The sequence below is a fragment of the Glutamicibacter sp. GQ173 genome (genome assembly GCF_059759215.1).
Genome location: NZ_JCAXDT010000013.1, coordinates 26,479 through 50,550, shown reverse-complemented (window position 1 = coordinate 50,550; position 24,072 = coordinate 26,479). Strand labels below are relative to the sequence as shown.

24 protein-coding genes and 2 pseudogenes are annotated in these 24,072 nt (G+C 63.2%); 15 read left to right on the top strand and 11 right to left on the bottom strand.

The window, feature by feature from the left end:
- Positions 1 to 103: 103 nt before the first annotated feature.
- Complete coding sequence (locus AC6CHO_RS16760) at positions 104 to 2,941, bottom strand: FAD-binding and (Fe-S)-binding domain-containing protein (protein WP_498216625.1); 2,838 nt, start codon at positions 2,939 to 2,941, stop codon at positions 104 to 106.
- 130 nt (positions 2,942 to 3,071) lie between these two features.
- Between AC6CHO_RS16760 and AC6CHO_RS16755 the strand changes: the two genes are divergently transcribed.
- Complete coding sequence (locus AC6CHO_RS16755) at positions 3,072 to 3,743, top strand: GntR family transcriptional regulator (protein WP_498216624.1); 672 nt, start codon at positions 3,072 to 3,074, stop codon at positions 3,741 to 3,743.
- Here AC6CHO_RS16755 and AC6CHO_RS16750 read toward each other — a convergent pair.
- Entirely contained in the window at positions 3,708 to 5,111 is a 1,404-nt protein-coding gene (locus AC6CHO_RS16750; RefSeq protein WP_498216623.1) for a dihydrolipoyl dehydrogenase family protein, read from the bottom strand. The two genes, AC6CHO_RS16755 and AC6CHO_RS16750, sit on opposite strands and share 36 nt — an antisense overlap.
- Before the next feature lie 346 nt (positions 5,112 to 5,457).
- On the opposite strand from AC6CHO_RS16750, the gene AC6CHO_RS16745 reads away from it, so the two are divergent.
- The 6 genes and pseudogenes from AC6CHO_RS16745 (at position 5,458) to AC6CHO_RS16720 (ending at position 9,067) form a co-directional block, all read left to right on the top strand.
- Positions 5,458 to 6,843: an MBL fold metallo-hydrolase gene (locus AC6CHO_RS16745; RefSeq protein WP_498216622.1), complete on the top strand. Its 1,386-nt coding sequence runs from the start codon at positions 5,458 to 5,460 to the stop codon at positions 6,841 to 6,843.
- 33 nt (positions 6,844 to 6,876) lie between these two features.
- The gene (locus tag AC6CHO_RS16740; protein WP_498216621.1) at positions 6,877 to 7,416 is read left to right on the top strand and encodes a rhodanese-like domain-containing protein; all 540 of its coding nucleotides are present in this window, start codon (positions 6,877 to 6,879) and stop codon (positions 7,414 to 7,416) included.
- A gap of 3 nt (positions 7,417 to 7,419) precedes the next feature.
- A complete protein-coding gene (locus AC6CHO_RS16735) occupies positions 7,420 to 8,271 on the top strand; it encodes a sulfite exporter TauE/SafE family protein (RefSeq protein ID WP_498216620.1) in 852 nt (283 codons plus the stop codon).
- A 51-nt stretch (positions 8,272 to 8,322) separates the two neighbouring features.
- Positions 8,323 to 8,445 (top strand): annotated as a pseudogene (locus tag AC6CHO_RS16730) (thioredoxin family protein); the annotation flags it as partial.
- A 162-nt stretch (positions 8,446 to 8,607) separates the two neighbouring features.
- On the top strand, positions 8,608 to 8,886 hold the full coding sequence (locus AC6CHO_RS16725) for a metal-sensitive transcriptional regulator (protein ID WP_060700255.1): 279 nt from the start codon (positions 8,608 to 8,610) through the stop codon (positions 8,884 to 8,886).
- A 19-nt stretch (positions 8,887 to 8,905) separates the two neighbouring features.
- Positions 8,906 to 9,067, top strand: a complete 162-nt coding sequence (locus tag AC6CHO_RS16720; protein WP_498216619.1) for a DUF8730 family Cys-rich protein — start codon at positions 8,906 to 8,908, stop codon at positions 9,065 to 9,067.
- Positions 9,068 to 9,081: 14 nt separating this feature from the next.
- Here AC6CHO_RS16720 and AC6CHO_RS16715 read toward each other — a convergent pair whose 3' ends face one another.
- Complete coding sequence (locus tag AC6CHO_RS16715) at positions 9,082 to 9,495, bottom strand: VOC family protein (RefSeq protein WP_498216618.1); 414 nt, start codon at positions 9,493 to 9,495, stop codon at positions 9,082 to 9,084.
- Between the two features lie 9 nt (positions 9,496 to 9,504).
- The gene (locus tag AC6CHO_RS16710) at positions 9,505 to 9,918 is read right to left on the bottom strand and encodes a DUF779 domain-containing protein (RefSeq protein WP_498216617.1); all 414 of its coding nucleotides are present in this window, start codon (positions 9,916 to 9,918) and stop codon (positions 9,505 to 9,507) included.
- Positions 9,919 to 10,128: 210 nt separating this feature from the next.
- Between AC6CHO_RS16710 and AC6CHO_RS16705 the strand changes: the two genes are divergently transcribed.
- Positions 10,129 to 11,262 (top strand): IS110 family RNA-guided transposase, encoded by a 1,134-nt coding sequence (locus AC6CHO_RS16705; protein WP_498216616.1) that lies wholly within the window; start codon positions 10,129 to 10,131, stop codon positions 11,260 to 11,262.
- Positions 11,263 to 11,600: 338 nt separating this feature from the next.
- On the opposite strand, the gene AC6CHO_RS16700 is transcribed toward AC6CHO_RS16705, so the two are convergent.
- From AC6CHO_RS16700 to AC6CHO_RS16690, 3 genes and pseudogenes are all read right to left on the bottom strand, one after another.
- A complete protein-coding gene (locus AC6CHO_RS16700; protein ID WP_498216636.1) occupies positions 11,601 to 11,759 on the bottom strand; it encodes a hypothetical protein in 159 nt (52 codons plus the stop codon).
- 97 nt (positions 11,760 to 11,856) lie between these two features.
- A pseudogene (locus tag AC6CHO_RS16695) lies at positions 11,857 to 11,919 on the bottom strand (pyrimidine dimer DNA glycosylase/endonuclease V); the annotation flags it as partial.
- Positions 11,920 to 12,032: 113 nt separating this feature from the next.
- Positions 12,033 to 12,875, bottom strand: coding sequence for an alpha/beta fold hydrolase (locus AC6CHO_RS16690; protein WP_498216615.1), 843 nt, complete (start codon positions 12,873 to 12,875; stop codon positions 12,033 to 12,035).
- Positions 12,876 to 12,969: 94 nt separating this feature from the next.
- On the opposite strand from AC6CHO_RS16690, the gene AC6CHO_RS16685 reads away from it, so the two are divergent.
- Positions 12,970 to 13,533, top strand: coding sequence for a TetR/AcrR family transcriptional regulator (locus AC6CHO_RS16685; protein ID WP_498216614.1), 564 nt, complete (start codon positions 12,970 to 12,972; stop codon positions 13,531 to 13,533).
- A gap of 60 nt (positions 13,534 to 13,593) precedes the next feature.
- On the opposite strand, the gene adh is transcribed toward AC6CHO_RS16685, so the two are convergent.
- The 4 genes from adh to AC6CHO_RS16665 all read right to left on the bottom strand — a co-directional run bounded on the left by adh (position 13,594) and on the right by AC6CHO_RS16665 (position 18,922).
- On the bottom strand, positions 13,594 to 15,117 hold the full coding sequence (gene adh / locus AC6CHO_RS16680; protein WP_498216613.1) for an aldehyde dehydrogenase: 1,524 nt from the start codon (positions 15,115 to 15,117) through the stop codon (positions 13,594 to 13,596).
- A 113-nt stretch (positions 15,118 to 15,230) separates the two neighbouring features.
- Positions 15,231 to 16,451: a GAF domain-containing protein gene (locus AC6CHO_RS16675; RefSeq protein WP_498216612.1), complete on the bottom strand. Its 1,221-nt coding sequence runs from the start codon at positions 16,449 to 16,451 to the stop codon at positions 15,231 to 15,233.
- 93 nt (positions 16,452 to 16,544) lie between these two features.
- The gene (locus tag AC6CHO_RS16670; protein WP_498216611.1) at positions 16,545 to 18,323 is read right to left on the bottom strand and encodes an alpha/beta fold hydrolase; all 1,779 of its coding nucleotides are present in this window, start codon (positions 18,321 to 18,323) and stop codon (positions 16,545 to 16,547) included.
- On the bottom strand, positions 18,323 to 18,922 hold the full coding sequence (locus tag AC6CHO_RS16665; RefSeq protein WP_444661137.1) for a TetR/AcrR family transcriptional regulator: 600 nt from the start codon (positions 18,920 to 18,922) through the stop codon (positions 18,323 to 18,325). Before AC6CHO_RS16665 ends, AC6CHO_RS16670 begins: the two co-directional genes overlap by 1 nt.
- 203 nt (positions 18,923 to 19,125) lie before the next feature.
- Between AC6CHO_RS16665 and AC6CHO_RS16660 the strand changes: the two genes are divergently transcribed.
- The 6 genes from AC6CHO_RS16660 to AC6CHO_RS16635 all read left to right on the top strand — a co-directional run bounded on the left by AC6CHO_RS16660 (position 19,126) and on the right by AC6CHO_RS16635 (position 24,035).
- Positions 19,126 to 19,464, top strand: coding sequence for an ArsR/SmtB family transcription factor (locus tag AC6CHO_RS16660; protein WP_498216609.1), 339 nt, complete (start codon positions 19,126 to 19,128; stop codon positions 19,462 to 19,464).
- Between the two features lie 11 nt (positions 19,465 to 19,475).
- On the top strand, positions 19,476 to 20,447 hold the full coding sequence (locus AC6CHO_RS16655; protein ID WP_498216607.1) for an SRPBCC family protein: 972 nt from the start codon (positions 19,476 to 19,478) through the stop codon (positions 20,445 to 20,447).
- Positions 20,448 to 20,506: 59 nt separating this feature from the next.
- Positions 20,507 to 21,208 carry a class I SAM-dependent methyltransferase gene (locus tag AC6CHO_RS16650; RefSeq protein ID WP_498216605.1) on the top strand — a complete coding sequence of 234 codons (702 nt, stop codon included), beginning with the start codon at positions 20,507 to 20,509 and terminating at the stop codon, positions 21,206 to 21,208.
- A gap of 284 nt (positions 21,209 to 21,492) precedes the next feature.
- On the top strand, positions 21,493 to 23,097 hold the full coding sequence (locus tag AC6CHO_RS16645; RefSeq protein WP_498216603.1) for an ABC-F family ATP-binding cassette domain-containing protein: 1,605 nt from the start codon (positions 21,493 to 21,495) through the stop codon (positions 23,095 to 23,097).
- 75 nt (positions 23,098 to 23,172) lie between these two features.
- On the top strand, positions 23,173 to 23,424 hold the full coding sequence (locus tag AC6CHO_RS16640) for a hypothetical protein (protein WP_498216601.1): 252 nt from the start codon (positions 23,173 to 23,175) through the stop codon (positions 23,422 to 23,424).
- A gap of 2 nt (positions 23,425 to 23,426) precedes the next feature.
- Positions 23,427 to 24,035 (top strand): dienelactone hydrolase family protein, encoded by a 609-nt coding sequence (locus tag AC6CHO_RS16635; RefSeq protein WP_498216635.1) that lies wholly within the window; start codon positions 23,427 to 23,429, stop codon positions 24,033 to 24,035.
- The last annotated feature ends 37 nt before the right edge of the window (positions 24,036 to 24,072 follow it).

Sequence of the window (24,072 nt, the reverse complement as noted above, 5' to 3'; positions counted from 1 at the left end):
CACATCATCACTCGACTAGGGTATTTGGCACCGATCCAGAGCTGATGAGTACTTTTCGCACCAATGAGCACGCCTCCCGGAAACACCTCCTTGGACGGCGCCATCACAACTGCTTAGTGGCAGCTTCAGCGAGAAGCTCGACCACGTGGCGGTATTCCTTTCCGGTTGCCCTCGTCATTCCCAATTCACAGGTGCGGTTGCACGAAGCATGGGCCGCGGCATCAAGATCGCGAACCTCGGCTGCTTCGCGCGCGGTTGCCGAATCGGTCAGCTCAGGATGCAGCATGCCGCGATCCCCGGCGAAAGCACAACAGCCCCAGTTCACCGGGGTATTCACCGTCTGCGCCACGGCCTCAGCAATTTTCTGCAAGTCCGAGTTGAGGCCCATCTGGGTCGACGAACAGGTGGGGTGCAGGGTCAGCGAGGAAATCTTCTCGATCCGAGGCAACTTCTCCAGCAGGTGCTTCGAGGTGAATGCCAACAAGTCGACCACCTCGTATCCATGCGCCTCAAGGGTGTGGGCAAAGCCCTCCGTGCAGCTGGTCGCGTCCGAAATCACCGGCAGGTTCTTGCCGGGCATAGCCGCGCGAACTTCTTCGAGCACCCGAGCGGCCATTGCTTCATGCCCATCGGCATAGCCCTTGGAAGTCCATGGGGTGCCACAGCACATGGATTCGATGCCCGGCGGAACAAATACCGAGACACCCGAGGCATGCAACAACTTGGTGAAGGCTGAAGCCACACCTTCGCCCTCGCCGGCCGGTCCGAACATCGAGTTCACACAGGCCGGGAGGTAGACGGCCAGCGATTCGGAGCCAGCAGCACCCAGATTGCCAGCCAGTGGATTGCGGGCCTTGCCGCCGCCAGGAAGATCCGCCTCGTAGCGTGGCATGAGGTCGGTGCCCACGACCTTGCGGGCCGCATCGGTGATGCCTTCAACCAGCGTGGCAGGGAACTTATCGGCAATGCTGAGCGCTATCGAGCCGACCCGTGTGGCCGGGCCCCAGCCCTTGGCAGCCGCTTTGAATCCGGCGGCGAGCACCGGGTGCGCGTCTTCGCGGCGCAGGCGCTTGACCAGCAGGCCGGTGTTAATGCCGACCGGGCAGGCGGTAACGCACATTCCGTCCACGGCACAGGTCTGCACGCCGTTGTATTCGAAATCGCGCTCCAGCTCGGCGGCCAATTCGGCGTTGCCCTCAGCCTCGGCCTTGGCGATGGCGCGGCGCACCACGATGCGCTGGCGCGGGGTGAGAGTCAGGTCCTTGGAGGGGCAGACCGGCTCGCAATAACCGCATTCCACGCAGTGGTCAGCCTCAAGTTCAATGGTTTCATTGAGCTTGATGTTGCGAATGTGCGCTGCGTGGTCCTCGTCGATGATCACGCCCGGATTCATCATCAGGCGCGGGTCGCAGGCGGCCTTGAGTTCCAGGTGCACGTCGTAGAGTTCGTCGCCGTACTGCGCACGGACAAATGGCGCCATGGCGCGGCCGGTTCCGTGCTCGGCCTTGAGGTTGCCATCCTTGGAGAGGATCAGTTCGACCATTTTTTCGTTGAAGGCGTTGTAGCGGTTCAGTGCCGCATCGCCCTCGAAACGGTCGGTGAGCATGAAGTGGATATTGCCGTCCTTGGCGTGCCCGAAGATCACCGAGTCCTCGTAGCCGTGCTCGGTGAACAGTTCCTGCAGGCAGCCACAGGTTTCGGCCAGCGATTGAACGGGGACGACCACATCTTCGAGCAGGGCAGTGGTCCCGGAAACACGGGCACCGGCCACCGAGGCGTAGAGCCCCTTGCGGAATTTCCAGGCTGCATTGCGGTTCTTGGCGTCCTGGGAGAGCAGCGCCGGGGCGCGCAGCGCAGCCGAATCCAGCAGGCGCTGGCCGGCGTTTTGCAGTCCAGCCAATTCCTCGGCAGCGTCGGCATGGTATTCAACGAGCAACGCGGCCTGTTGATCCACGTCAAAACCCATAATGGCATCGGGGACACCGGGCAGCCCTTGGCCCACGCGTAGCGAGGTGGAGTCCATGAGTTCCAGGGTCGCGGCACCGGAATCCAGCAGTTCGGGCAGCGCTCGGGTGGCCAGATCGAGGTTATCGAAGACTGCCAGGGTGGCGACGGCCAGTTTGCGGATGGGCACGGTGCGGAACACTGCCTCGGCGACAAAAGCCAGGGTGCCTTCGGAACCGATGATCAGGTGGGCCATCAGCTCGGCCGGGGTGCCATAGTCCAGGAAGGCGTTCAGCCCATAGCCCATGGTGTTTTTCAGGGCGAAGTGCTTCTGGATCTTGGCTACCGAGGCCGGGTTGGCGCGCACGCGGTCCAGCAGCCTGTCCAGGGTGGCGACCAGCTGCGGCTCGGCGGCGGCCAGCTGGCGGTCGGCGTCGGGATCGGCGGTATTGATCATGGTGCCCGAGGGCAGCACGAAGATCATCGATTCCAGGGTGCGGTAGGTGTTGAATTCGGTGCCGCAGGCCATGCCCGAGGAGTTGTTGGCGATCACTCCGCCGATGGTGCAGGCGGCCTCGCTGGCGGGATCCGGGCCGAGCTTGGTGCCGTAGACGGCCAGGCGCGCGTTGACTTGGCGCACGGTGGCGCCGGGCTGGACGCGCACGCGTGCCCCATTATCGAGCACCTGGATCTCGCGGAAATTGCGGCGCACGTCGATCATCAGCCCGTCGCCGCTGGCTTGGCCGGCCAGCGAGGTGCCGCCCGAGCGCAGGGTGACCGGCTGGTTGTTGCTGGCGGCCGCGCGCAGCAGGGCCGATACTTCGGTGGCATCCTTGGCCAGGATCACGGCCTGCGGGGTGTACAGGTAGTGCGAGGCATCCGAGGCGTAGGCGACGCGGTCGATGGATCGGGTTTTGACGCGCTCAGGTTCGCTGACGAGGTCGAGAATGCTGGATGAAACCGTAGGTTCACCGAGTGCCGGCGTGCTCAATGCCATGGTGCGCTCCTGTGTGGAAGGCAAGCAAAACCTGCCCAAGAAGGAAATTGTCTAACAAGTACACATGCCATCGTAGTACGATTCATGGGATACTTGCATAGTTATTTTCTGCCTGTGCGAAAGGATCCCAGTGGCGGCCCGTTTAGGAGTGGTTTCGGTGGTCCAGGCGGTCATCGCCTCGCTGCGTACCCGGATCTTCAGCGGCGAGCTGGCTCCTGGCACGCCCTTGGGCGAAGTGGATGTGGCCGCGCACTATGAGGTCGCCCGGCCCACAGCCAAGGCCGCACTGGAAAATCTGGTGGCCAGCGGCCTGCTGACCCGCAACGCGCACCAGAGCGCCCGGGTTACGCGTCTTTCCTCGGTCGACGCCCGCGATATCTACCGCACCCGCGCGATCATCGAGGCCGAAGCGGTGCGCCTGCTGGCCAGCACTTCCCGGGTTCCGGAAGCCGCCCGCGAGGCCAACGCGGAAATCACCGCGCTCTCGGAGGCTTCGCCGATCCAGATCGTCGATCCCGACGTGCGATTCCACAGCGCGCTGGTCCAAGCCTTGGGGTCTTCTCGCACCAGTGCCATCTACGGCCAGCTCAGCGACGAGATCCGCCTGTGCATGACCCAGGTCCAGGACGCGACGCTGCTGAACACCTGCGACATCGCTGACGAGCACGCCCGCCTGCTGGAGAAGATCGCCGCCGGCGACCAGCAAGGAGCCGCGGAGCTCTTGGCCCGGCATCTGGAAAATGCCAGCAACCGGCTCGCCGCGCATCTAGATAGCCTGGCGGCAGGTTTCCAGCAGGCGTAGCCAAATTTCGCTGATGGTCGGGTAGGCCGGGACCGCATGCCACAGCCGATCCAGCGGGATTTCACCGACGATCGCGATGGTGGCCGCATGAAGCAGCTCGGCCACATCCTGGCCAACAAACGTCGCCCCGATCACCACCTGGCGCTCCCGGTCGATCACCAGCTGGGCGCGCCCGGAATAGCCATCGGCATGCAGGCTCGCACCGGCGACCTGGCCCAGGTCATAGGCCGCGATCTGCACGGGGATTCCAGCGTCCCTGGCTTGGGATTCGGTCAGCCCCACGGCGGCCACCTCCGGATCGGTGAAGATGACCCGCGGAACGGCGTGGTGATCGGCCGTGGCGGCATGCGCACCCCACGGACTGGCTGAAAGCGGGGTGCCATTCAGCCGGGCCGCGATCGCCTCCCCGGCAATGCGCGCCTGGTACTTGCCCTGATGGGTCAGCAGTGCCCGGCCGTTCACATCGCCCACGGCGTAAAGCCAATCGGTGCCGGCAACGAGCATGCTGTCATCAACGGCGAGCTTGGCATCCACCCCGGCGGCCTCCAGCCCCAGCTCGAGGGTGGCAGGGGCGCGCCCGGCCGCCACCACCAGTTCGCTGGCGCGCAGCGATGATCCATCGTCCAGGGCGATAGCGACCATGCCATGCTGGTCGCGGTCAATACGAGTGGGGGTGGCCCCGAAGCGCACCTGGACTCCCGCATCCTTGAGCCCGGCGGCGGCATATTCGCCGGCAAAGGGTTCTTCGCGGCCCAGCAGCGGACCGCGCGAGATCAGCGTGACGGCAGATCCCATCGAAGCGAAGGCGAAGGCCATCTCGGTGCCTGCCACCCCGCCGCCGAGGATGGCCAGGGATTCGGGCACATGGTCCGCCGCGGTGATTTCGCGCGTTCCCCAGGGCCGGGCTTCGGCCAGTCCCGGGATATCCGGGAGCTTGGGGATCGATCCGGTGGCCAGCGCCACGGCGCGCGCGGTGAGAATCCGGTCGCCGACCTGCACCTTGCCGACCCCCAGCAGCCGGCCGCGGCCACGGATCAGCTCGATCCCGGCGGACTTCAGCCATTGGGCCTGCCCGTCGTCTTTCCATCCGCTGGTGAATTGCGTGCGCCTTGCCAGCACCGCGCTGGCATCAAGTTTTCCGGTGGCCGCTTGCCTGGCGCCGGGCAGCCGCTGGGCCGCGCGCAGCGCATGCCCGCTGCGCAGCAGCGCCTTGGAGGGCATGCACGCCCAGTAGGAGCATTCACCTCCCACCAGTTCGGACTCGACGATGGCCACGCGCACCCCCTCGCGGGTCGCATAGTCGGCCACATTTTCACCGACCGGTCCGGCGCCGATGACAATCAGGTCGTAGTTCTCTTGCTCGTTCATGCTCTAGCCTTTCGAAGCGTGATGCCCAGGCGGATGGCCGATATGGGAAATAAGCCTGTCTCGAGCATGGCATGGCCAACCGGCCCGGTCATCATGGTCTTGCCCCCCGGTTCCCTGGAACAGGAATTCGGCGCCGGCGATGATTGCCCGGGCTCCCCAGACGGCGAGCGCGAATGGGAGCGAAATCGATGCAATAGGGATTGCGCAGCTTGCGGGAGCAGCCGGCGCGGCAGCCCGACACTGGCCAGATTCAACATTATCCCAGGTATACCCCCCACCGTATTATTGACATACCCCCGGGGGTATATCCTATGCTGGACTCAACACCAGACGAAAGGACAAGCGAATGCTTCTCGAACGCCTTTACGACGAGGACTTGGCGCAGGCCAGCTACTTCATCGGTTGCCAGGCCAAGGGCGAAGCCCTGGTCGTCGATGCTCGCCGCGACATCTGCGACTACTTGGCATTGGCTGCCAAGCACGGCATGCGCATCACCGCTGTGGCCGAAACCCACATCCACGCCGATTACCTCTCCGGCACCCGCGAACTGGCAGCTGCCACCGGCGCAACGGCCTATGTCTCGGGTGAAGGCGGCAAGGATTGGCAGTACGGCTTCGAGGCAGAGCGGCTCATGGACGGTGATGCCATCAACCTGGGCAACCTGAAGATCATTGCCCGGCACACCCCGGGCCACACCCCCGAACACCTGTCCTATCTGCTCACCGACGGCGCCTTCAGCAGCGCTCCTGGCTACCTGCTCTCCGGCGACTTCATCTTCGCTGGCGACCTGGGCCGCCCCGATCTGCTCGATGAGGCCGCTGGTGGCGTGGACACCCGCTTCGCAGGAGCCCGTGATCTCTACGCTTCGCTGAAGAAGACCCTGGCCGAACTGCCGGACTATATCCAAGTCCATCCGGGCCACGGTTCTGGCAGCGCTTGCGGCAAAGCCCTAGGCTCAGTGCCCTCCACTACTCTGGGCTACGAACGCGAGTTCTCCTGGTGGTCTGGCTATCTGGCTGATGGCGACGAACAGGGCTTCATCGACGAGCTGCTCAATGGCCAGCCCGATGCCCACGCCTACTTCGCTCGCATGAAACGCGAGAACCGCGAAGGCCCAGCGGTGCTTGGCCCGCTGCCGCGCCTCGATAAGGTCCGTGCCCAAGAAATCCTGGCGCAAACCCAGGATGGCGCAGCAGTATTCATCGACACCCGGTCGCACATCGAGATCGCCGCAGGCACGGTTCCAGGAGCATTATCCATTCCCGGCCTGGGCAAAACCGCCAGCTTCGGCGCCTGGGCCTACGACCCGGAGAACGACCAGCGCTCGATGATCGTGCTAGCCCAATCCGCGGAGCATGCCGAGCAGATCCGCGCACACCTGATGCGCGTGGGCATTGACGCGGTCACCGGCTATGCCACCAGCTTGGAAGGGCTGCCACTGGCCGTTCCGAAGTCCATCTCCCCAGACCAACTGGAGGATTTCGACTATGAATTGCTGCTGGATGTGCGCAACAAGAGCGAGCACGCAGCCGGCCACATCCCGGGAGCGCTCCAACTCTCGGGCGGCAAGGTGCTGTGGCACCAGGACGAGCTGCCTGCCGGTGGCAAAATCGTGACGTACTGCCAGAGCGGCATGCGCAACGCAGTAGCTGCCAGCGCACTGCGCGATGCCGGATTCGACGTGGTTGAACTCGAGGGCAGCTACCTTGGCTGGAAGAACAGCTCCAACTAACCGACCTCCCAACGAAAAGGTGACCCGCAGTCAATGAGTACCCCAGTGATGACCATGGACGCCGAAGCGCTCAAGTGCCAAGTGGACTCCCCCAACGCCGATCTCGCGCTGATCGACGTGCGCACCCCAGGCGAATTCGAAACCGTCCACATCCCCGGCTCCTGCAACGTGCCGCTGGATGTCTTCACCGCTAATCCCGCCGAGGTACTGGCCAAGCTACCGGGCAAGCCGCTGCTGATCTGCCATAGCGGCAGCCGCGCAGCCAAGGCTCAGCGCGCGCTGCAGGATGCCGGCTTGGAGCACGGCACCGTGCTTAGCGGCGGAGTTACCGCCTACCAGGCTGCCGGCGGCACCGTAGCACGAGGCATCCAGCGCTGGGCAATAGACCGCCAGATGCGCCTGACCACAGGATCGCTCGTGGTGGCCGGACTGATCGGCGCAAAAATCATTTCCCCGAAGGCCGCTTGGCTTTCGGCGGCCATCGGCGGCGGGCTGGTGTTCTCGGCGGTGCGCGACTCCTGCCCGATGATCAGCGTGTTGGGCAAGATGCCCTGGAACAAGACGGGGAAGTAGGCAGTGGCAACCTCCGTGCTGATCATGACCTTGGCCGCTACCGTCCTGGTGGGGCTGAGCCTGGGACTGTTTGGAGGCGGAGGGTCGATTCTGATGGTTCCGCTGCTCAGCTACATGGCTAAAATGCCGGCCCACGAAGCGATCGCCACTTCCTTGCTGGTAGTGGGCGCGACATCGGCGGCCGCCCTGGTTCCCCATGCATTCAAGAAGAACGTGCGCTTTGGCCCCGGATTGGCCTTTGCTGCAGCGAGCATGATCGGAGCATATGCCGGCGGGATGCTGGCCAACGGCATCCCTGCCGCCGTGCTGATGACCGGGTTCGCGGGGATCATGATAGCCAGCGCCCTGGGCATGATCCGCGGTCGCAAGCAGCCAGCGCGCACGCTGCCTGGCTGGCTGATCCTCCCGATCGGCCTGGGCATTGGGCTGCTTACCGGTCTGCTCGGCGCCGGCGGCGGGTTCCTGATTGTTCCAGCACTGGTACTGCTGGCAGGATTGCCCATGGGGCAGGCAGTCGGGACCTCACTGCTGGTCATCGCTTTGAATTCGATTGCCGGCGTGGCCGCGCAGGCAGGCTCGGTAGCAGTGAACGTGCCACTGTCCGCTGGGCTGGTGGCTGCCGCGATCCTCGGTTCGCTGGCCGGCGCACGTATGGCCCACCGCATCAACGAGAAAGCGCTACGCCGAAGCTTCGGATGGTTCGTGCTGGCGATGGGCATCTTCGTGCTGACCCAGGAACTGCCAGCGCCTGCTGGCATCGCCGTCCTCGCTGTCGCGGGCGCGGCCAGCCTGCTCGGTGCAACCTGCCTCGTGATGCCCAGCTGTCCGCTAGCTCTTAGGGAAGCGAGATCATGAAACCGCAGACATCGCCGATTCCACCTGGACTCATCTATCAAGAAAAACCAGATGGTGGTCATCGATTTCCGGGCTACTTGGTGTGGCCCGTGCCGTAGCTTCTCTCAGGTCTTCGAACAGGCCAGCGCCACTCACCTGGACATCGCCTTCGGCAAGGTCAACACGCAAATCCAGCCGAGACTGGCCAAGGCCAGGCAAATTGCCGCGGTCCCGACGCTGATGGCGTTCAAGAAATGGAATACTTGTACATTCGGAACCTGGAGCACTGAACCCTGTTGCGTTCGAACAGCTGCTCACCGCGCTGGAGGACCACGACACCAATACAAGGAGCAATTGATGCGCACCGCTGATGAAGCAACCCGCAAGCGAATCCTCAACCGGCTCAAGCGCGCCCGCGGCCAGCTCGATGCGGTGATCAACGCCGTGGAAACCGACGGATCCTGCAGGGAAGTAGTCACGCAGCTTGCTGCAGTGTCCACCGCGCTGGACCGCGCCGGATTCGCCATAGTATCCACCGCGATGCAGTACTGCATCGCCGACCCGCAGAAGGCCTCCGAAGAAGAGGACGGCTTGAGCGTCGAAGAGCTCGAAAAGCTCTTCCTTTCCCTTTCATAGCCAACACCAAGGAGAAATCATGTGCCGCCAGGTTCAGTGCAAGATCTGCCAGAAGACCACCTGGGCTGGCTGTGGCCAGCACGTTGATTCCGTCATGCGCGGCGTTCCAGCCAAGGATCGTTGCGCCGGCCACGGGAACGAGGCGAAGAAGGGCATCCTCGCCCGCCTGTTCGGCAGGTGAAAAGGAGGCAAGCGCTATTTCTGCGCTGCCTCGGCGCCTTCGTAGCCAATCAGCCAGTGCAGTCCATAGCGGTCGCGCACCTGCCCGTCGCTCGCGCCCCAGGGCTTCACCGAGAGCGGGTCGATCACTTCGCCTCCGGCGCCAAGCTGGTCGAACCACCGGTGCAGCACCGCCGGTTCCGCGGTGCCCAGCAGCGAAAGCATCATCCCTTCGGCGCGAAATGGCCGATCCGCCGCGGAAGCATCGGAGCCGGCCAAGCAGACCACGCCGTTCAGCTCTCCATGGGCGATGGCCTGCGGGTCGCCATCGGTGCGGTTGAACTCTTCGAGGGTGTACAGCGCGAGCTCGCCGCCAAAAATGCCGGCGTAAAAGTCCAGCGCTTCGCGGGCGGTGCCCGGGAAATGGATATAGACCTTGGGACCTTGCATCAATCGCTCCTAGCTGGAGGGAAATTCTATGATCTGGCTGCGGATCAAGAAGCGCTTGCCTTCCGGGGCCTCTACCGAAAACCCGGAACCGCGCCCGGCCACCACGTCAACGGTCAGCTTGGTGTGCTTCCAATACTCGAACTGCTCCCTGGACATCCAGAATTCGACCCCGCCCAGTGATTGGCCCTGCTCATCATCCAAGGGAAGCAGGCCGAGCAGGATATCCGAGCCGCCGGTGCGGAATTCGCCGGCCGGATAGCACATGGGAGAGGAGCCGTCGCAGCAGCCACCGGATTGGTGGAACATCAGCGGGCCATGGATCCCCCAGAGCTTGCGCAGCAGTTCCAAGGCCTCGGGGGTGAAAGCCACCCGGGAGAAGCTTTCCCCGTCGATGGTCGCCTTGGTTTCTCTCGCGGTACTCATGATTCGCTCCTGCGTCAGCGCTTGGGTTTCCACCCCTGTACCCAGTGTCCACCAATGCTCCCGGCTAGACAATATGAGGTGAAGAGACGCGTCGGGGCCTCCACCACTCAATTTCATCGTGGATCACCCCCAGTGAAAAAGTCCCTTCCAGCCAACGGCTGACAGGGTGTTCACTGGGAGCACCACATTTGAGACTTGGGAGGTCCCGACATGTTTCAGAGTACCTATATTGGTTTGGATGTCCATGCCCAAACCGTTGACGCCTGCGCGCTGAACCCAGCGACCGGCGAAGTCGAACGTGCCAAAATGGCCATGGACTCCGACGTGGTCCTGTCCTGGATCCAACGATTCCCCTCAGACGCGAAGGCTGTTTACGAAGCCGGTCCCACCGGGTATGCCTTGGCCCGCCACCTGCTGGCTCATGGCGTGGATTGCGTGATCGCCGCGCCATCGAAACTCCTGCGTGCTCCAGGGGACCACGTCAAAACCGATCAACGCGACGCTTTGGGCCTGGCAAGAATGCTGTCGCTGGGCGAGGTCACCGAGGTGCACATCCCTACCGTGGAGCAAGAAGCCCTGCGGGATCTGTCCAGGACCAGGCTGCAAGCGCAGAAGACACTGAAGCTGGCCAAGCAGCGGCTCGCTGCCTTGCTGTTGCGCTACGGACTGCGCTACCCGGAACCCACCAAATGGAACCGGACACATCTGGAGTGGCTGCACCGCCAGCATTTCGAGCACGCTGGCACCGAGTACTCTTACCAGGCGGATCTTGAACTGGTGGAACTGCTTGATGCGCATCTGAAGCGGCTGGATGCGCGCATCGCCGAGGTCACGGCAACCTGCGAGTATGCGGAGGTGATCAGCGCGTTGATGTGCTTGCGCGGGATCGCTTTGACCACTGCTTTCGGCTTGGCTGTCGAGATCGGCGACTGGACCCGGTTCACCGGTAGCACCATCGGTTCCTACCTCGGCCTGGTGCCCAGCGAGCACTCTTCCGGGCAGAAGCGAAGCCAGGGATCGATCACAAAGGCCGGCAACACCTATGCCCGGCGGCTGCTGGTGGAAGCCGCATGGCATCAGAAACCCACGTTCACCAGGCCCGGCATCACCCTGCAACGGCAACTGGATCTCGTCGGTTCGCCAACGCGGGTGACATCGTTGAAAGCCAACCACCGGCTCTCTGATCGATGGGAGTGCTTTGAACAACGAGGCAAGCTGCGAGTCAAGGCGAACACGGCCATTGCCCGGGAAATGGCTGGTTGGTGTTGGGCCTTGGCCGCGCCGTTGCAAGAAGCACGCCTGCAGGCCCCGGCCTTTTCGCCTGAGAACGTGAGGGCTGCATGATCGCAGTCTTCTCCTAAACGTACCCCGCGAGGTCCTGTTGTGGTGTTCAGGGAGCATGAGGGGCTAATCTCAGGTTGGACTATGAGCCACCGGCCGTTGGCTGGTGACGCTCGATGCTAGACCAGGGCATGGCTCCAGCCGAACATTCGTCATGCGTTAGCCAACACGCGGATATCAGTCAGACCTTGTTTGTCGTCAAGACGCACCTGCACGATAGCGGATTCGCGGTGGTACCAGAAGACCGACCTCGGGCGCTTCTGAAAATGGTTCGAGGTCGGTCGTCTATGCCTATTGACAAGATTTCCTACATATCAATCCATGGCGCCGGGAATGCCGGTTCATCGGCGCCCAGATGCATCGCGTTCCGCGCGGGCGTCCTTCTCCCAGATCTCGACCGGACCGGGGAAGCCGGTGAATAGCGGATGCAGCGGCAGTGTCTCGGGCTTCCAGCTTGCGCCGCAGGCCAGATGATCTTGGCCCGGGCAAAGATGCATCACTGGCGCAGGCTTCATCCCGGAGCCTGGCCCGGCACAGGCCCCTTGCTTCCACCGGATCCGTGTGCGCCTTGAAGCGCATGAGCTGCGGGTGCGCGGCATTGCCGCGCGTTTGCCCGGACAGCACTTTCTGGGCAAGCAGGGCTTCACGCCAGCAAGCCACCAGTCCCCTGGCGTCAAGCAGCGAAGGATGAAGGGGCCAAAGGCGCGTGGCCCCGGTGCAGCGGGCCGCCGCTGCCCCGGAGCACCGGTGCGCTGCGGCGGCCCTGGGATAACCTATCCGGCCAGGAAGGCCGTCAAGGCGCTGTTCACCTGATCGGCATGGGTCCACAGCAGCCCATGCGGAGCGCCCTCGATCTCCACGTATTCAGCCTCGGGCACCGCCTGGTGGAAACGCCTCGCGGTGGCATCGATCGGCAGGATATTGTCCTTGGTGCCGTGAAGGATCAAGGTTGGCTTCCCGGCGGCCCGTACCGCTTCCACATCCTGGCGGAAGTCCTCCAGCCAGGATGGCACTACGGCGTAGGCTGCTACCGGCGCGCTGGTGACCGAGAGGTTCCAGTTCGCCGTGACCACCTGCTGGCTGATGCGCGTTCCGAGATTTTCGTCCAGGTTGTAGAACCCGTCGTAGAACTGGGTGAACCAGGCATACCGATCGCTCTTCGCCGCGTCGATAATGCCGTCGAAGACCTCCTGCGGCACGCCCTCCGGGTTGTCCTCCCGCTGGAGGAGGAAGGGCTCCAGCGATGCAAGGAACGCCAGCTTGGCCACCCGCTCATGGCCGTAGGTCGAGACGTAGCGGGCCAGCTCGCCGGTTCCCATGGAGAAGCCGACCAGAATGGCATCCCGCAGGTCAAGTTCCTCAAGGACGGTATTCAAGTCCGCGGCGAAGGTGTCGTAGTTGTAGCCGGTGCCTGCCTTCGACGAATTGCCGAATCCCCGGCGGTCGTAGGTGATGACGCGGTAGCCCTGTTCAAGCAATTCGCGGGTCTGCAGTTCCCAGCTATGCCCATTGAGCGGGTAGCCGTGGATCAAGACGACCGGCTGGCCCGCCCCCTGGTCTTCGTAGTAGATCTCGATCGGGGTGCTGTTTTCAGTTCCAACGTTGATGAAGCCCATGACCCATCCCTTCCAATCTTGCGAGAACGGTCGTTCTCGCTGTGTAGCTACAGCATATGAGAACGTACGTTCTCGTGTCAAGTAGAATGTTCCCATGGATGAAAACGAAGCACGGGAAAAGATCCTCGAGGCGGCCGAGGAACTGTACTACCGGAAGGGCTTTGCCGCCGTAGGCATGGACGAATTGCGCACCGCGGCTGGCGTGTCACTGCGGCGCATGTACTCGCTGTTCCCGGCGAAGGGCGACATCATCGGCGCGGTGCTCCGGCGCAAGCACGTTGAATGGGAAGCCGGCCTGGCCAGCGCCGTGGCCGAGGCGGAATCTGATCCACGTGGCCGCCTGCTCGCGGTCTACAGCCACTTGGAACAGTGGTTCTGCTCCGACGGGTTCCGGGGATGCGCATTCATCAACGCCTTCGGAGAACTGGGCGGCACGCACCCCGAGATCGCCAAGATCGTCATGGAGCACAAGAAGTCCTTCCAGCAGCAGATGGCCAGCTTCGCCGCGGATATGGGGCTGCCCCCGGAACTGGCCCACCAATTGTCGATGCTCGCCGAGGGCGCGCAGACCACAGCGGCCATCAGCGCGGACCCGCAGGCCGCCGTCCAGGCGCGGGCCGCGGCCGAGGTGCTGATCGACGCCTCGCTGGCGCGCTAGCCGCAGGGCACACGGCCCCCGGGACCTTTCAGGTCCCGGGGGCCGTGCATTCACGCCGGCTTAGAAGAAGCCGAGCTTGTCCTCCGAGTAGGAGACGAGCAGGTTCTTGGTCTGCTGGTAGTGGTCGAGCATCATCAGGTGGTTCTCACGTCCGATGCCCGAGGACTTGTACCCGCCGAAGGCCGAGTGCGCCGGGTAGGCGTGATACTGGTTGACCCAGACGCGTCCGGCCTGGATGGCCCGGCCGGCGCGGTAGGCCACGTTGCCGTTGCGGCTCCACACGCCCGAGCCCAGTCCATACAGGGTGTCGTTGGCGATGGAGATGGCGTCGTCGTAGTCCTTGAACTTGGTCACCGCGACCACCGGTCCGAAGATCTCCTCCTGGAAGATGCGCATGTCATTGGTGCCCTCGAAAATGGTCGGCTGCACATAATAGCCCCCGGAGAGTTCCCCGCCCAGATCCGCGCGGCCGCCGCCGAGCAGCACCTTGGCGCCTTCGGCCTTGCCGATCTCCATGTAGGAGAGGATCTTCTCCAGCTGGTCATTGGAGGCTTGGGCGCCCATCATCGTGTCAGTATCCAGCGGATGGCCCTGCTTGATGGCCTTGGTGCGAGCCACCACATCTCCCATGAAGCGGTCATAGATGCTCTCCTGAATCAGCGCGCGCGATGGGCAGGTGCAGACCTCGCCCTGGTTCAGCGCGAACAGGGTGAACCCTTCCTGGGCCTTGTCATAGAAGGCGTCATCCTTGGCGGCGATGTCCTCGAAGAAAATGTTCGGGGACTTGCCACCCAGCTCCAGGGTCACCGGGATCAGGTTCTCCGAGGCATACTGCATGATCAGCCGGCCGGTGGTGGTCTCGCCGGTGAAGGCGATCTTGCGGATGCGCTTGTTGGATGCCAGCGGCTTGCCTGCTTCCACGCCGAAGCCGTTGACCACGTTCAGCACGCCGGCGGGCAGCAGGTCGCCGATCAGCTCCATGAGAACCAGGATCGAGACCGGGGTCTGCTCGGCGGGTTTCAAGACGACCGCGTTGCCGGCGGCCAGCGCCGGGGCGAGCTTCCACACGGCCATGAGCAGCGGGAAGTTCCACGGGATGATCTGCCCGACCACGCCCAGCGGCTCATGGTAGTGGTAGGCGGTGGTGTCATCGTCCAGCTGGGAGAGGCTGCCCTCCTGGGCGCGGATGGCTCCGGCGAAGTAGCGGAAGTGGTCCACCGCCAGCGGGAGGTCGGCGTTCAGGCATTCGCGGATGGCCTTGCCGTTGTCCCAGGTTTCGGCCACGGACAGCATTTCGAGGTTTTCCTCGATGCGGTCGGCGATCTTGTTCAGGATCACCGCGCGCTGCGCCGGGCTGGTCTTGCCCCAGGCGCCCGCCGCCGCGTGGGCCGCGTCCAGGGCGATCTCGATGTCCTCGGCGGTGGAGCGGGCCACCTCGCAGAAGACCTTGCCGGTCACCGGGGTGACGTTCTCGAAGTACATGCCCTTGGACGGGGCGACCCACTGCCCGCCAATGTAGTTCTCGTAGCGCGGCTTGAAATCGACCAGCGCGCCGTCGGTATTCGGGTTTGCGTAAATGCTCATGGCTGCGTGACTCCTTTGTCAGTGGCTGATGCCGCGGATTCGGCCCCGCAGCCTCTTGAGTGAGACTGTAGTCACAGCTACGTTGCACTCAGGTTGCAATGCAGTCCGGGCCCCTAGGCTTCGAGCCCCTGGATCTCGGCAACGATCAGCGAGCGCGCTGGAGAGGTGGCGGGAAGCTCGCGCAAGGCGGCGCGCAGCAGGTTGGAATCGGCGAGCTGGCGTCCGAGATTCAGCAGTTGCTGGGCGCTGCCCCGGTCCATCACCAGTTCGCGCAGCGCGGCCTCTGCGCGGTAGCGCAAGGCGAGGATGCCCGGTGCTTGCGATCGCTCGAGCATTCCCGGGGAATACAGCTGCAGGGCAGTTTCGATATCGCCGCTTTCCAGCGCGCTCCACAGGCGCCCAATGGTCGTTTGGAGTTCCCATTGCAACCGGTACGGGCGCGAGGTCAGCGATCGGCCCGGGGATGAAGCCAGGACCTTGCGCAGCCGGACCATTTCGGCACGGACCGTGCCTTCAGCAGCGGCATCTGGCCGCTCGAAAAGCTCATCAACCAGCTGGGCGCTGGATAAGCCATCACGATGCTGCGCCAAAAGCGCCAGAATCTCCGCGTGGCGCAGGGAGACGGGGCAGGAGCCGAGGTGCGCGCCGTCCGGGCGGCCCAGGTCCAGGTAATCGGGATCGGCCACCACCCCGGCCCCGGGAAGCAGCAGCTGGGTTTCTGCCGCCATGACGGCCGCCTGCAAAAGCGGCAGCGAGTGCGTTGCGATGGCTTCCGGTCCACCGGTCAGGTCGATGGCGCCAATCACCTGTCCGGTGCGCGGATCCCGGATGGGCACAGCCGAACAGCTGTACTGCTGGGCCTGCTCATACAGATGCTCCGCCCCCGAAACCTGCGATCCGGAACCAGTGGCCAATGCCATGCCGGGCGCGGAGGTGCCCACGGACTGTTCCGCCCAGTCGGCACCGGCCGTGAAGCCCACATGCTCGGCTTGGCTCATCGAGCCATTGCTTCCAGCCACCCACAGCAAGGTTCCCCCGGCATCAGCGAGGGCGACCAGAAGATTGGCGTCGGTCGCGGCCGGGACCAGCAATTTCTCGAACACGGGCCAGATCCGCTGCAGCTCGCTGCGCTCACGCGCAAGGCGCAGCCTGTCATTGCTCAAAACCGGCGGGCCCTGGACTGAGCCAGCTTGGGCCAGCGACCGCTTCCAGGATTCCCGCACGTCATTGCGCAATGGAAGGTCGCTGATTCCAGTTTCCTTCGAGGAAAGCAGCTCGCGGGCCTTTTGCGCGTGCAGATTTGCGTTGGACCAGTCGATGGCTGACGCGCCCATGCTCCCCCTTCGCTTCGCTGGAAAGATGGTTCTGTGCGGTTCCCACCAGACTAGGCGAAGGGCCGGAACTTGAGAAGAGCACAGTTCCAGCTGCTACTTCAACAGGTCAATCAGGGCATCCTCGTGGGTGAGCTGCAGGTGGTGCCCAGCGGAGGGAAGGGCATGCAGTTCCACCTCGGGCTTAGACCCCAGGTGCTCGATTGCCGAGGGCAGCAGCGGGTCTTTGGTTCCCCAGATAATACTCAGCGGCCCGTCATAGCGATCGAGCGCCTCCCGCAATTCTCCGCGCCATTGCCCGGAACTTGCCAGAGCCAGGTGCGCAGCTGCCGCTACGGCCGAACTTCGCTTCAGATCACTGGCGCTGGAGGCCAGGGCCGCGGAGCTCGCCGAGCTTCCGGTCAACTGGCGGGAGAGCCGTGCCGCGCTGGCATGGCGCAAATAGCTTCGAACCAGCGGCTGGATCTTCGCTGCCCTCCCTGCGGGCCCTTGCAAGAAGAACGGCGCGACCAAGGTCAAGGAGCGGATCTTGCCTGGGTGCTGATCGGCGGCGAGCACTGCGGCTGCTCCTCCGATGGAGTGCCCGATCAGGTCCACCGGCCCACCTTCCAGAAGGGCGGCGAGCCAGCGGTCCCAATCCGCGATGCCCTTCCCGCCACTGAGCCCAAGGCCTGGCAGGTCAACGGCCCTTCCTCCAATACCCTGGGCAACGCCGGCCCAGGTATCGGCATTCACCGGTAGTCCAGGGAGGATCAGCTTGCGTGCCTCCCTGTCGCCCAGTTCAAAGGTTTTCACTCCCCCAACATCGACAAAGCGGCGTGCATCAGCTGGTGCGGCTCCGAAACGGTGGGCGGCCAGATAGTCGGCCCAGCGCTCTAGCGAGATGCCAACATCAGGCATCTGGAGTCCATGCCGGTTGGCGAATTCGATCGCGGGCCCGGTCGGATAGCGATCCGCGGACATGAAATGGAGCGTTTCCGGATCGGCTTTGGTAATCCAAGCAGGAAGCGCCTTGATAAGCCCCACGGGCAAGCGCAGCTTGGGAACTTTCGCGCCAAGATGGCGGCCAGTGCTGGCCAGCAGTTGCCCCAGTGGCGCGGTGGCGTCATCCAACAGCCAATAGGATGCGCCGATTGCTTCCGGAGCAATAGCCACGGCCTGCATGAACGCGGCCATGTAGTCGACGGTGAGCACCGGCAGGAAAGTCGAGTCGCCTGCGGGCAGGGCAGCGGTTTTCCCTTCCCAGAGTTGTTCAATGGTGCTGGCCAGCCCAATGTGCTGGTCTGTTTCCCCGGTAATGCTGTGGCCGATGACGCTCGCCGGATTGACGATGCTCCAAGGAATTCCGCGGTCGTTGCCCAGAGCCTGGAATACCGCGTCGGACTCCACCTTGGAGGCTTCGTACGCGCCAAGTGTCCGGTAGAGCTGATCGCGGCGCTCTTGCGACCACCCAGCAAGTGAGGGATCCTGCCCGCCAACGCGATATCCGGAGATGTGCACGATGCGCTGCAGTTCAGGCAGCGCTGCGGCAAAATCCATCAGCTTCTCGACGATGCCGACGTTGGCGCTGCGGGCTTCTTGCGCGCTCATGCCGAATCGGTAGGTTCCGGCGCAATTGTGGATTTCGGTGATGTCTGCGAACGCTGCTGGTCCGCCGGCCAAGATTTCGGGGGCGCCGAAGTCAACGATCGCCGTCTTGATCCCTGGTGCCGCGCCGTGCAGGTCCAGCCATTTTTTGAGCCTTGCTGCAGATTCAGGACTCCGGACAGCTGCTGTCACCTGCGCTCCGGCTTCCAGCAGGGCAAGGATGAGGTGCCGTCCGATAAGCCCCGAGGCCCCGAAGACCAGTGCCCGGCGAGAATCCGTGCCGTGCATCAGTTCTGTGTCCCTTCGCCCTGGCGGCGCAGGCCGATGAGCTCCCCTACGACGTCCGCCGCAGCCAGCAGCGGCTGCGTGTTTTTCATCGCCCGGGAAAGGATGGCCGCCCCTTCGATAGTCGAGACGATCACCGTTGCCAGGGACTTTGCTTGAGCGCGATCCACGCCGTCTGCTTCGAGCAGGGCGGCGGTCGGAGCGATCCATGATTCGAAAGCTGTGGCGCAGGCCTGCCGCAGGCGTTCACTTGAATCCCCCATTTCCAAGGTCACCACCGAGACCGGACAGCCTAAGCGGAAGCCGCTGTCGCTGATGATGGCGGCCAGCGCTTGGATGGCGAGCTTGGCCGCTTCGCCAGCACCGCCTGCGCTCTGGGCAGCCTGGATAATCATGGCCTCGAATTGCTTGGCGGCCAGTGCTACCGCGGCAACCCCCAGCTCCTCCTTCCCGTCGGGAAAGTGGAAATATACCGATCCCTTTGGTGCTGAGGCGTGCTCGCTCACGGCGTTGAGGCCGGTGCCGCTGTAGCCGCTGGTCTGGATGAGTTCAAGCATGGACTGCGCGAGCCGTGCCTTGGTGAGGTCCCCTTTGGAAGTCATGGAGTTAAAAATAGACCAGTCTATATATTTTGGCAATCCAGCCTCGCGAGCGACTCGTGCGGCGCAATAGCCCTGGATCGCTACCCAATGGGAGATAAGTCTTCCATTTCTCGCTAAAAATATAGGTGATAAGTAGACTACTGGCAATCAATTTTGATCCGCCTCTTTACTCGCATCGCACCATGGGGGTAATATACAACCAAATGGTTGTATATGAGTTGAGCGAAGAACAGGCAAACAAGGTCTTCCGCGCCTTGGCCGATGCCACACGACGAGATATCGTGCGGCGGACCCTTCATGCCGAGGTGAGCGTTTCGGAACTTGCCGCAAGCTACGACATGTCTTTTGCGGCCGTTCAGAAGCACGTCGCAGCACTGGAAGCCGCTGGCCTGGTCATAAAAATCGCACGTGGCCGCGAACGCATAGTTCGCGGGCAGCCGGACACCATCCGGCACGCACAAGAACTACTCTCTTCCCTCGAAGACATCTGGCGCCAGCGCATCAGCCGGCTCGATGATTTCCTCGCCGACGAGGACACATAAGGAGCATTCCCATGCCTGTCACATCCGTAGTCAAAGATCCCGAAGCACTCTCGCTCACCGTCCACGCCGAATTCCCGGTCAAGGTTTCCCGGCTCTGGGACGCCTACCTGGACGCCCGGCAGATCGAGAAGTTCTGGGGACCGGTCGAATACCCGGCAACGTTCACCCGCCACGACGCAACGCCCGGCGGCCGTTCCAACTACCACATGACCTCGCCCGAAGGCGAAGAGTTCCACGGTTATTGGCTCTGGCACGAAGTCGTCGAGCACAAATTCTTCGAAGTCAGCGACGGCTTTGCACATGCCGACGGCACCCCGAACTCCGATTTGCCGGTCAACCGCATGGTTTTTTCCTTCGACCCGACCGCTGAAGGATCAAAACTGACCATTACCGCCGCCTTCGATTCCGCCGAGGAACTGGAACAGGTCGTGGAAATGGGCATGATCGATGGCACCCGTTCGGCCATGAGCCAGATAGAACAGGTCCTGATGGACTTGCGCAACTATGCCCAGAATTTCGGAACCGATACGCAGATCCTGTCGGACACGCATGTGCGCATCACCCGCCTGGTTCGCGGGACGGTCGAGCAAGTCTGGCGGGCCCACCATGACGAGCAGCTCATGAAGCGCTGGATGCTCGGCCCTGACGGATGGCAGATGACCGAATGCGTGACGGCGCAAGAGGCCGGGGAAACCTACCGATACTGGTGGGAACCGCTCTCGGCCGATGCCGGCTCGGGCTTTGGATTCACCGGAACCGTGCTTGAAACGCTGCCCCGGACCTACGAACGGACCACGGAGCAAATGATCGACACCCAGTACCCGGCCACGGTGAACGAGCTGACGCTGACGCCAAATCAGGGCGGCACCCTGCTGACCGTCCTCATCACCTACCCGGACGCGCAAACCCGCGACATGGTGCTCGCCACCGGAATGACCGACGGAATGGAGGCCAGCTACGCCCGGCTCGAATCGATCCTCTAGTTGGCGATTCGCCCCACATCCGGCGCCGAGGCGCGCGCAAATATGAAACACTTGGAAGCATGAGTTCTCACAACGCGCGCGCAGGCCTGGACAAGAAGGCCGATCAGGTTCAGGACATGTTCGACAAGCTGGCTCCACGCTACGACTTGCTCAATACCTTGATGACCGGCGGCATTGTGAACTACTGGCGCAAGATCACCACCGAGGCCATCGCGCCGAAGCCCGGCGAGCGCATCCTCGACCTGGCCGCCGGCACCGGAACCTCCTCGGTCCCGCTGGCCGAGGCCGGAGCGAAGGTGACCGCGTGCGACATGTCCAACGGCATGCTCGCCGAGGGGCGCAAGCGCTACCCGCAGCTGGACTTCGTCTACGGCGACGCCCACGACCTGCCCTTCGAGGATGGCACCTTTGATGCGGTCACCATATCCTATGGGCTGCGCAATATCGACGACACCGAAAAGGCGCTGTCCGAAATGCGCCGTGTGACCAAGCCTGGCGGGCGCATCGTCGTCGCCGAGTTCTCCACCCCGACGGTGGCCCCGATCAAGGTGGCCTACCAGCAGTTCCTGCCGCGCGTCATCCCGGCGCTGGGCTACCTGGTATCGCCAAACCCGACCGCGTACGCCTACCTGGCCGAATCCATCGCGGCGTGGCCGAACCAGGAAGACCTGGGCACCAAATTCCTCAACGTCGGCTGGAAGAATGTGGAATACCGCAATCTGACCGGCGGCATTGTCGCTGCGCACCGCGCCTGGAAGTAGTTCTTCCGCAGCTTTGGCTTTTCGGCCCGCATCCACCGATGGATGCGGGCCGAATGCCGTTAAGCGCCCGCCGGGGGTTACGAGCCGAAATCCTTCCTGCTACACTCGATGGCATGGATACCTACTAAGCCAGCCAATGACCACGCGCCGATTCTGACCGGTGCACCTTGTTCATTTCGGCTACCGGCTTCGGTATCCATTTCTTTTCGGCTCCCGTTGAACGTTGAGCCAGTTCCGTGATTCCCCAAGCCGGCGGCCCCTGCACAATCGCGGGAGGACCCTGCATGTCTTTGACACCACCAATCACCCTGAAGAACCTCAGTTTCGCCTGGCCCTCGGGGGAACGCGCCCTGGCCCATGTGGACGGCACATTTCCCTCCGGCCGGACCGGATTGATCGGCGCCAATGGCAGCGGCAAATCGACGTTGCTGAAATTGATCGCCGGGCAATTGCGGCCCACCAGCGGAACCGCGGAAGCCAACGCGCCACTGGGCTATCTTCCGCAAACCCTCGCTTTGGAGCAGGACACCACCGTCGCGCAGCTGCTTGGGATTCATCAAGTCCTGGCCGCGATCGAAGCCATCGAATCGGGCAGTGTCGATCCGGCGGATTTCGATGCGGTCGGCGCGAACTGGGATGTGGAAGCCCGGGTTCGGGCTGAACTGGCTCCGCTGGGCTTTGGCGGCCTGGATCTGGGCCGCGAGATAGCCACGTTATCGGGCGGGGAGGTCATGCTGCTGGCTGTGCTCGGCCTGCGCCTGGCGGACTCGCCCATCACGCTGCTCGACGAACCCACGAATAACCTCGATCGGCCAACCCGTGAGCTGCTCTACGATATGGTGCGCACGTGGAAGGGCACCTTGGTCGTGGTGAGCCACGATATCGAGCTGCTCGAGCTCATGGAGCATACGGTGGAGCTGCACGATGGGGAGCTCAGTGTTTTCGGCGGCCCCTTCAGCGCCTACCGCGAGCAGCTCGAAACCGAGCAGCAGGCGGCGCAGCAGGCAGCCAGAACCGCCCAGGCTTCCTTGAAGGTGGAAAAGCGCCAGCGGGTCGAAGCGGAAACGAAGCTGGCGCGTGCCAAGCGCCAGGGACGGGCCGTCCAGCTTTCCGGCGGAATGCCCAAGATCCTGGCCAACCACCTTCGCCAGAAATCCGAGGCCAACGCGGGAAAGATGCGCTCCAACCTGGATGGCAAGGTCGATTCCGCCCAAGCCAGGCTCGATGATGCCGATCAGCGGGTGCGGCAGGTCGAGCACATCAACATCGAGTTGGCCGATCCGCTGCTGCCCTCGGGCAAGCAAGTGGCGATGCTGGGTTCGGCCGATCGCCAGTTCATCATCCAGGGAGCAGAACGAGTCGGCCTTGTCGGCCCCAACGGCTCGGGGAAAACCACGCTGCTCAAGGCGATGCTCGCAGGAGTTGATACCGGACCCTCACTGGGCGGAAAGCTCTTCCTGGACCGGGTTGGATATCTGCCCCAGCGCTTGGACGGCTTGGACGAGGAGTTGAGCGCCATGGACAATGTGGCCGCCGTGGCGCCCAAGGCAACCGCGAATCACGTGCGCAACATGCTGGCCCGGTTGCTGTTGCGCGGCTCCAGCGCCGACCGGCCGTTGGCGGTGCTTTCCGGAGGCGAGCGCTTCCGGGTATATCTGGCGACGCTGCTGCTGGCAGAACCCGCCGCGCAGCTGCTCATCCTCGACGAGCCCACGAATAATCTGGATATGGACAGCGTGCGCCAGCTCGGCGAAGCGCTGGGCGCCTACAAAGGTGCGTTGCTGGTAGTCAGCCACGATCAGCATTTCTTGTCGCAGCTGGATCTGGACTACTTGCTGGAGGTTGGCCCGCACGGGAGCTTGGTGAAGTCCTACCCAAATCCGGCGTGATTCCCCCACGGCGGTGTGCTGCCGGTCTAGACTTGTTCAAAGCACACCGCCGAGGACCCCGAAAGCAAGTTGACCATGTCCTATCCCCAGCGCACCGTCGAAGTCGTCAATACCGGCCTCGTGATCGATCAGTCCGCAACCCTGCTCTGGCAGGACATCAAACGTGCCTTCATCTATGAAACCGGCTCCGGCCAGGATGCCCTCACCTGCGCTGAATTCATGCTGGTTGAGGGCTACAGCGTGGAAATCAACAGCCAAATGCCCGGCTGGGATGCAGCTCTTGAGTATCTGCCCCAGCGCATCAACAACCTCGTCGACGAACGCTAGAGATCCCTAGGAGTACTGCCATGGCAACCATTGTCTTGTTCCACCACGTCCAAGGGCTTACTCCCGGAGTCCAGGCAATGGCAGCGCAATTGCGTGCCGCGGGGCATGCGGTTCACACCCTGGATCTGTTCGCGGGCAAGCTGCCCAAGGATCTTGAAGCCGGCATCCGCATGGCCAACAAGCTCAGCGAAGACAAGATCCAGGAACGCGTTGACAAGCTGTTCAGCAAATTGCCCGAAGAGCTGGTGTACGTCGGCACTTCGTGGGGCGCAGCGCTGGCCCAGCAGTGCGCGCAGCAGCGTCCCGGCGCGGTAGCCGCAATCCTGCTCGAATCCTTTGTGGGCCTCGACGCTGAATGGAGCTTCGGCCCATGGCCGGAAAATGTTCCGGTGCAGATCCATGGCATGGACGAGGATCCATTCTTCGCCAAGGAAGGCGATCTGGAAGCCGCGCAGGACTTTGCGCAAGGCGAGGGCCGGGAGCTGGCCCAGCTGTTCACCTACCCCGGAAACAAGCACCTGTTTACCGATAGCTCGTTGCGATCCCACGACCCCGAGGCTCGCGCCTTGGTCATGGAGCGCATGATCAAGTTCCTGGAGCCCTACGCCTGAGTGCTGGGACGCCGAAGTTCCTGAAGATGAGCTTGGG

Excerpts from the sequence above, each read along its gene's own strand:
- AC6CHO_RS16760 (WP_498216625.1), bottom strand. The coding sequence starts at position 2,941 with ATGGCATTGAGCACGCCGGCACTCGGTGAACCTACGGTTTCATCCAGC.
- AC6CHO_RS16750 (WP_498216623.1), bottom strand. The coding sequence starts at position 5,111 with ATGAACGAGCAAGAGAACTACGACCTGATTGTCATCGGCGCCGGACCG.
- AC6CHO_RS16745 (WP_498216622.1), top strand. The coding sequence starts at position 5,458 with ATGCTTCTCGAACGCCTTTACGACGAGGACTTGGCGCAGGCCAGCTAC.
- AC6CHO_RS16740 (WP_498216621.1), top strand. The coding sequence starts at position 6,877 with ATGAGTACCCCAGTGATGACCATGGACGCCGAAGCGCTCAAGTGCCAA.
- AC6CHO_RS16725 (WP_060700255.1), top strand. The coding sequence starts at position 8,608 with ATGCGCACCGCTGATGAAGCAACCCGCAAGCGAATCCTCAACCGGCTC.
- AC6CHO_RS16720 (WP_498216619.1), top strand. The coding sequence starts at position 8,906 with ATGTGCCGCCAGGTTCAGTGCAAGATCTGCCAGAAGACCACCTGGGCT.
- AC6CHO_RS16715 (WP_498216618.1), bottom strand. The coding sequence starts at position 9,495 with ATGCAAGGTCCCAAGGTCTATATCCATTTCCCGGGCACCGCCCGCGAA.
- AC6CHO_RS16710 (WP_498216617.1), bottom strand. The coding sequence starts at position 9,918 with ATGAGTACCGCGAGAGAAACCAAGGCGACCATCGACGGGGAAAGCTTC.
- AC6CHO_RS16705 (WP_498216616.1), top strand. The coding sequence starts at position 10,129 with ATGTTTCAGAGTACCTATATTGGTTTGGATGTCCATGCCCAAACCGTT.
- AC6CHO_RS16690 (WP_498216615.1), bottom strand. The coding sequence starts at position 12,875 with ATGGGCTTCATCAACGTTGGAACTGAAAACAGCACCCCGATCGAGATC.
- AC6CHO_RS16685 (WP_498216614.1), top strand. The coding sequence starts at position 12,970 with ATGGATGAAAACGAAGCACGGGAAAAGATCCTCGAGGCGGCCGAGGAA.
- adh (WP_498216613.1), bottom strand. The coding sequence starts at position 15,117 with ATGAGCATTTACGCAAACCCGAATACCGACGGCGCGCTGGTCGATTTC.
- AC6CHO_RS16675 (WP_498216612.1), bottom strand. The coding sequence starts at position 16,451 with ATGGGCGCGTCAGCCATCGACTGGTCCAACGCAAATCTGCACGCGCAA.
- AC6CHO_RS16670 (WP_498216611.1), bottom strand. The coding sequence starts at position 18,323 with ATGCACGGCACGGATTCTCGCCGGGCACTGGTCTTCGGGGCCTCGGGG.
- AC6CHO_RS16665 (WP_444661137.1), bottom strand. The coding sequence starts at position 18,922 with ATGACTTCCAAAGGGGACCTCACCAAGGCACGGCTCGCGCAGTCCATG.
- AC6CHO_RS16660 (WP_498216609.1), top strand. The coding sequence starts at position 19,126 with ATGGTTGTATATGAGTTGAGCGAAGAACAGGCAAACAAGGTCTTCCGC.
- AC6CHO_RS16655 (WP_498216607.1), top strand. The coding sequence starts at position 19,476 with ATGCCTGTCACATCCGTAGTCAAAGATCCCGAAGCACTCTCGCTCACC.
- AC6CHO_RS16650 (WP_498216605.1), top strand. The coding sequence starts at position 20,507 with ATGAGTTCTCACAACGCGCGCGCAGGCCTGGACAAGAAGGCCGATCAG.
- AC6CHO_RS16645 (WP_498216603.1), top strand. The coding sequence starts at position 21,493 with ATGTCTTTGACACCACCAATCACCCTGAAGAACCTCAGTTTCGCCTGG.
- AC6CHO_RS16640 (WP_498216601.1), top strand. The coding sequence starts at position 23,173 with ATGTCCTATCCCCAGCGCACCGTCGAAGTCGTCAATACCGGCCTCGTG.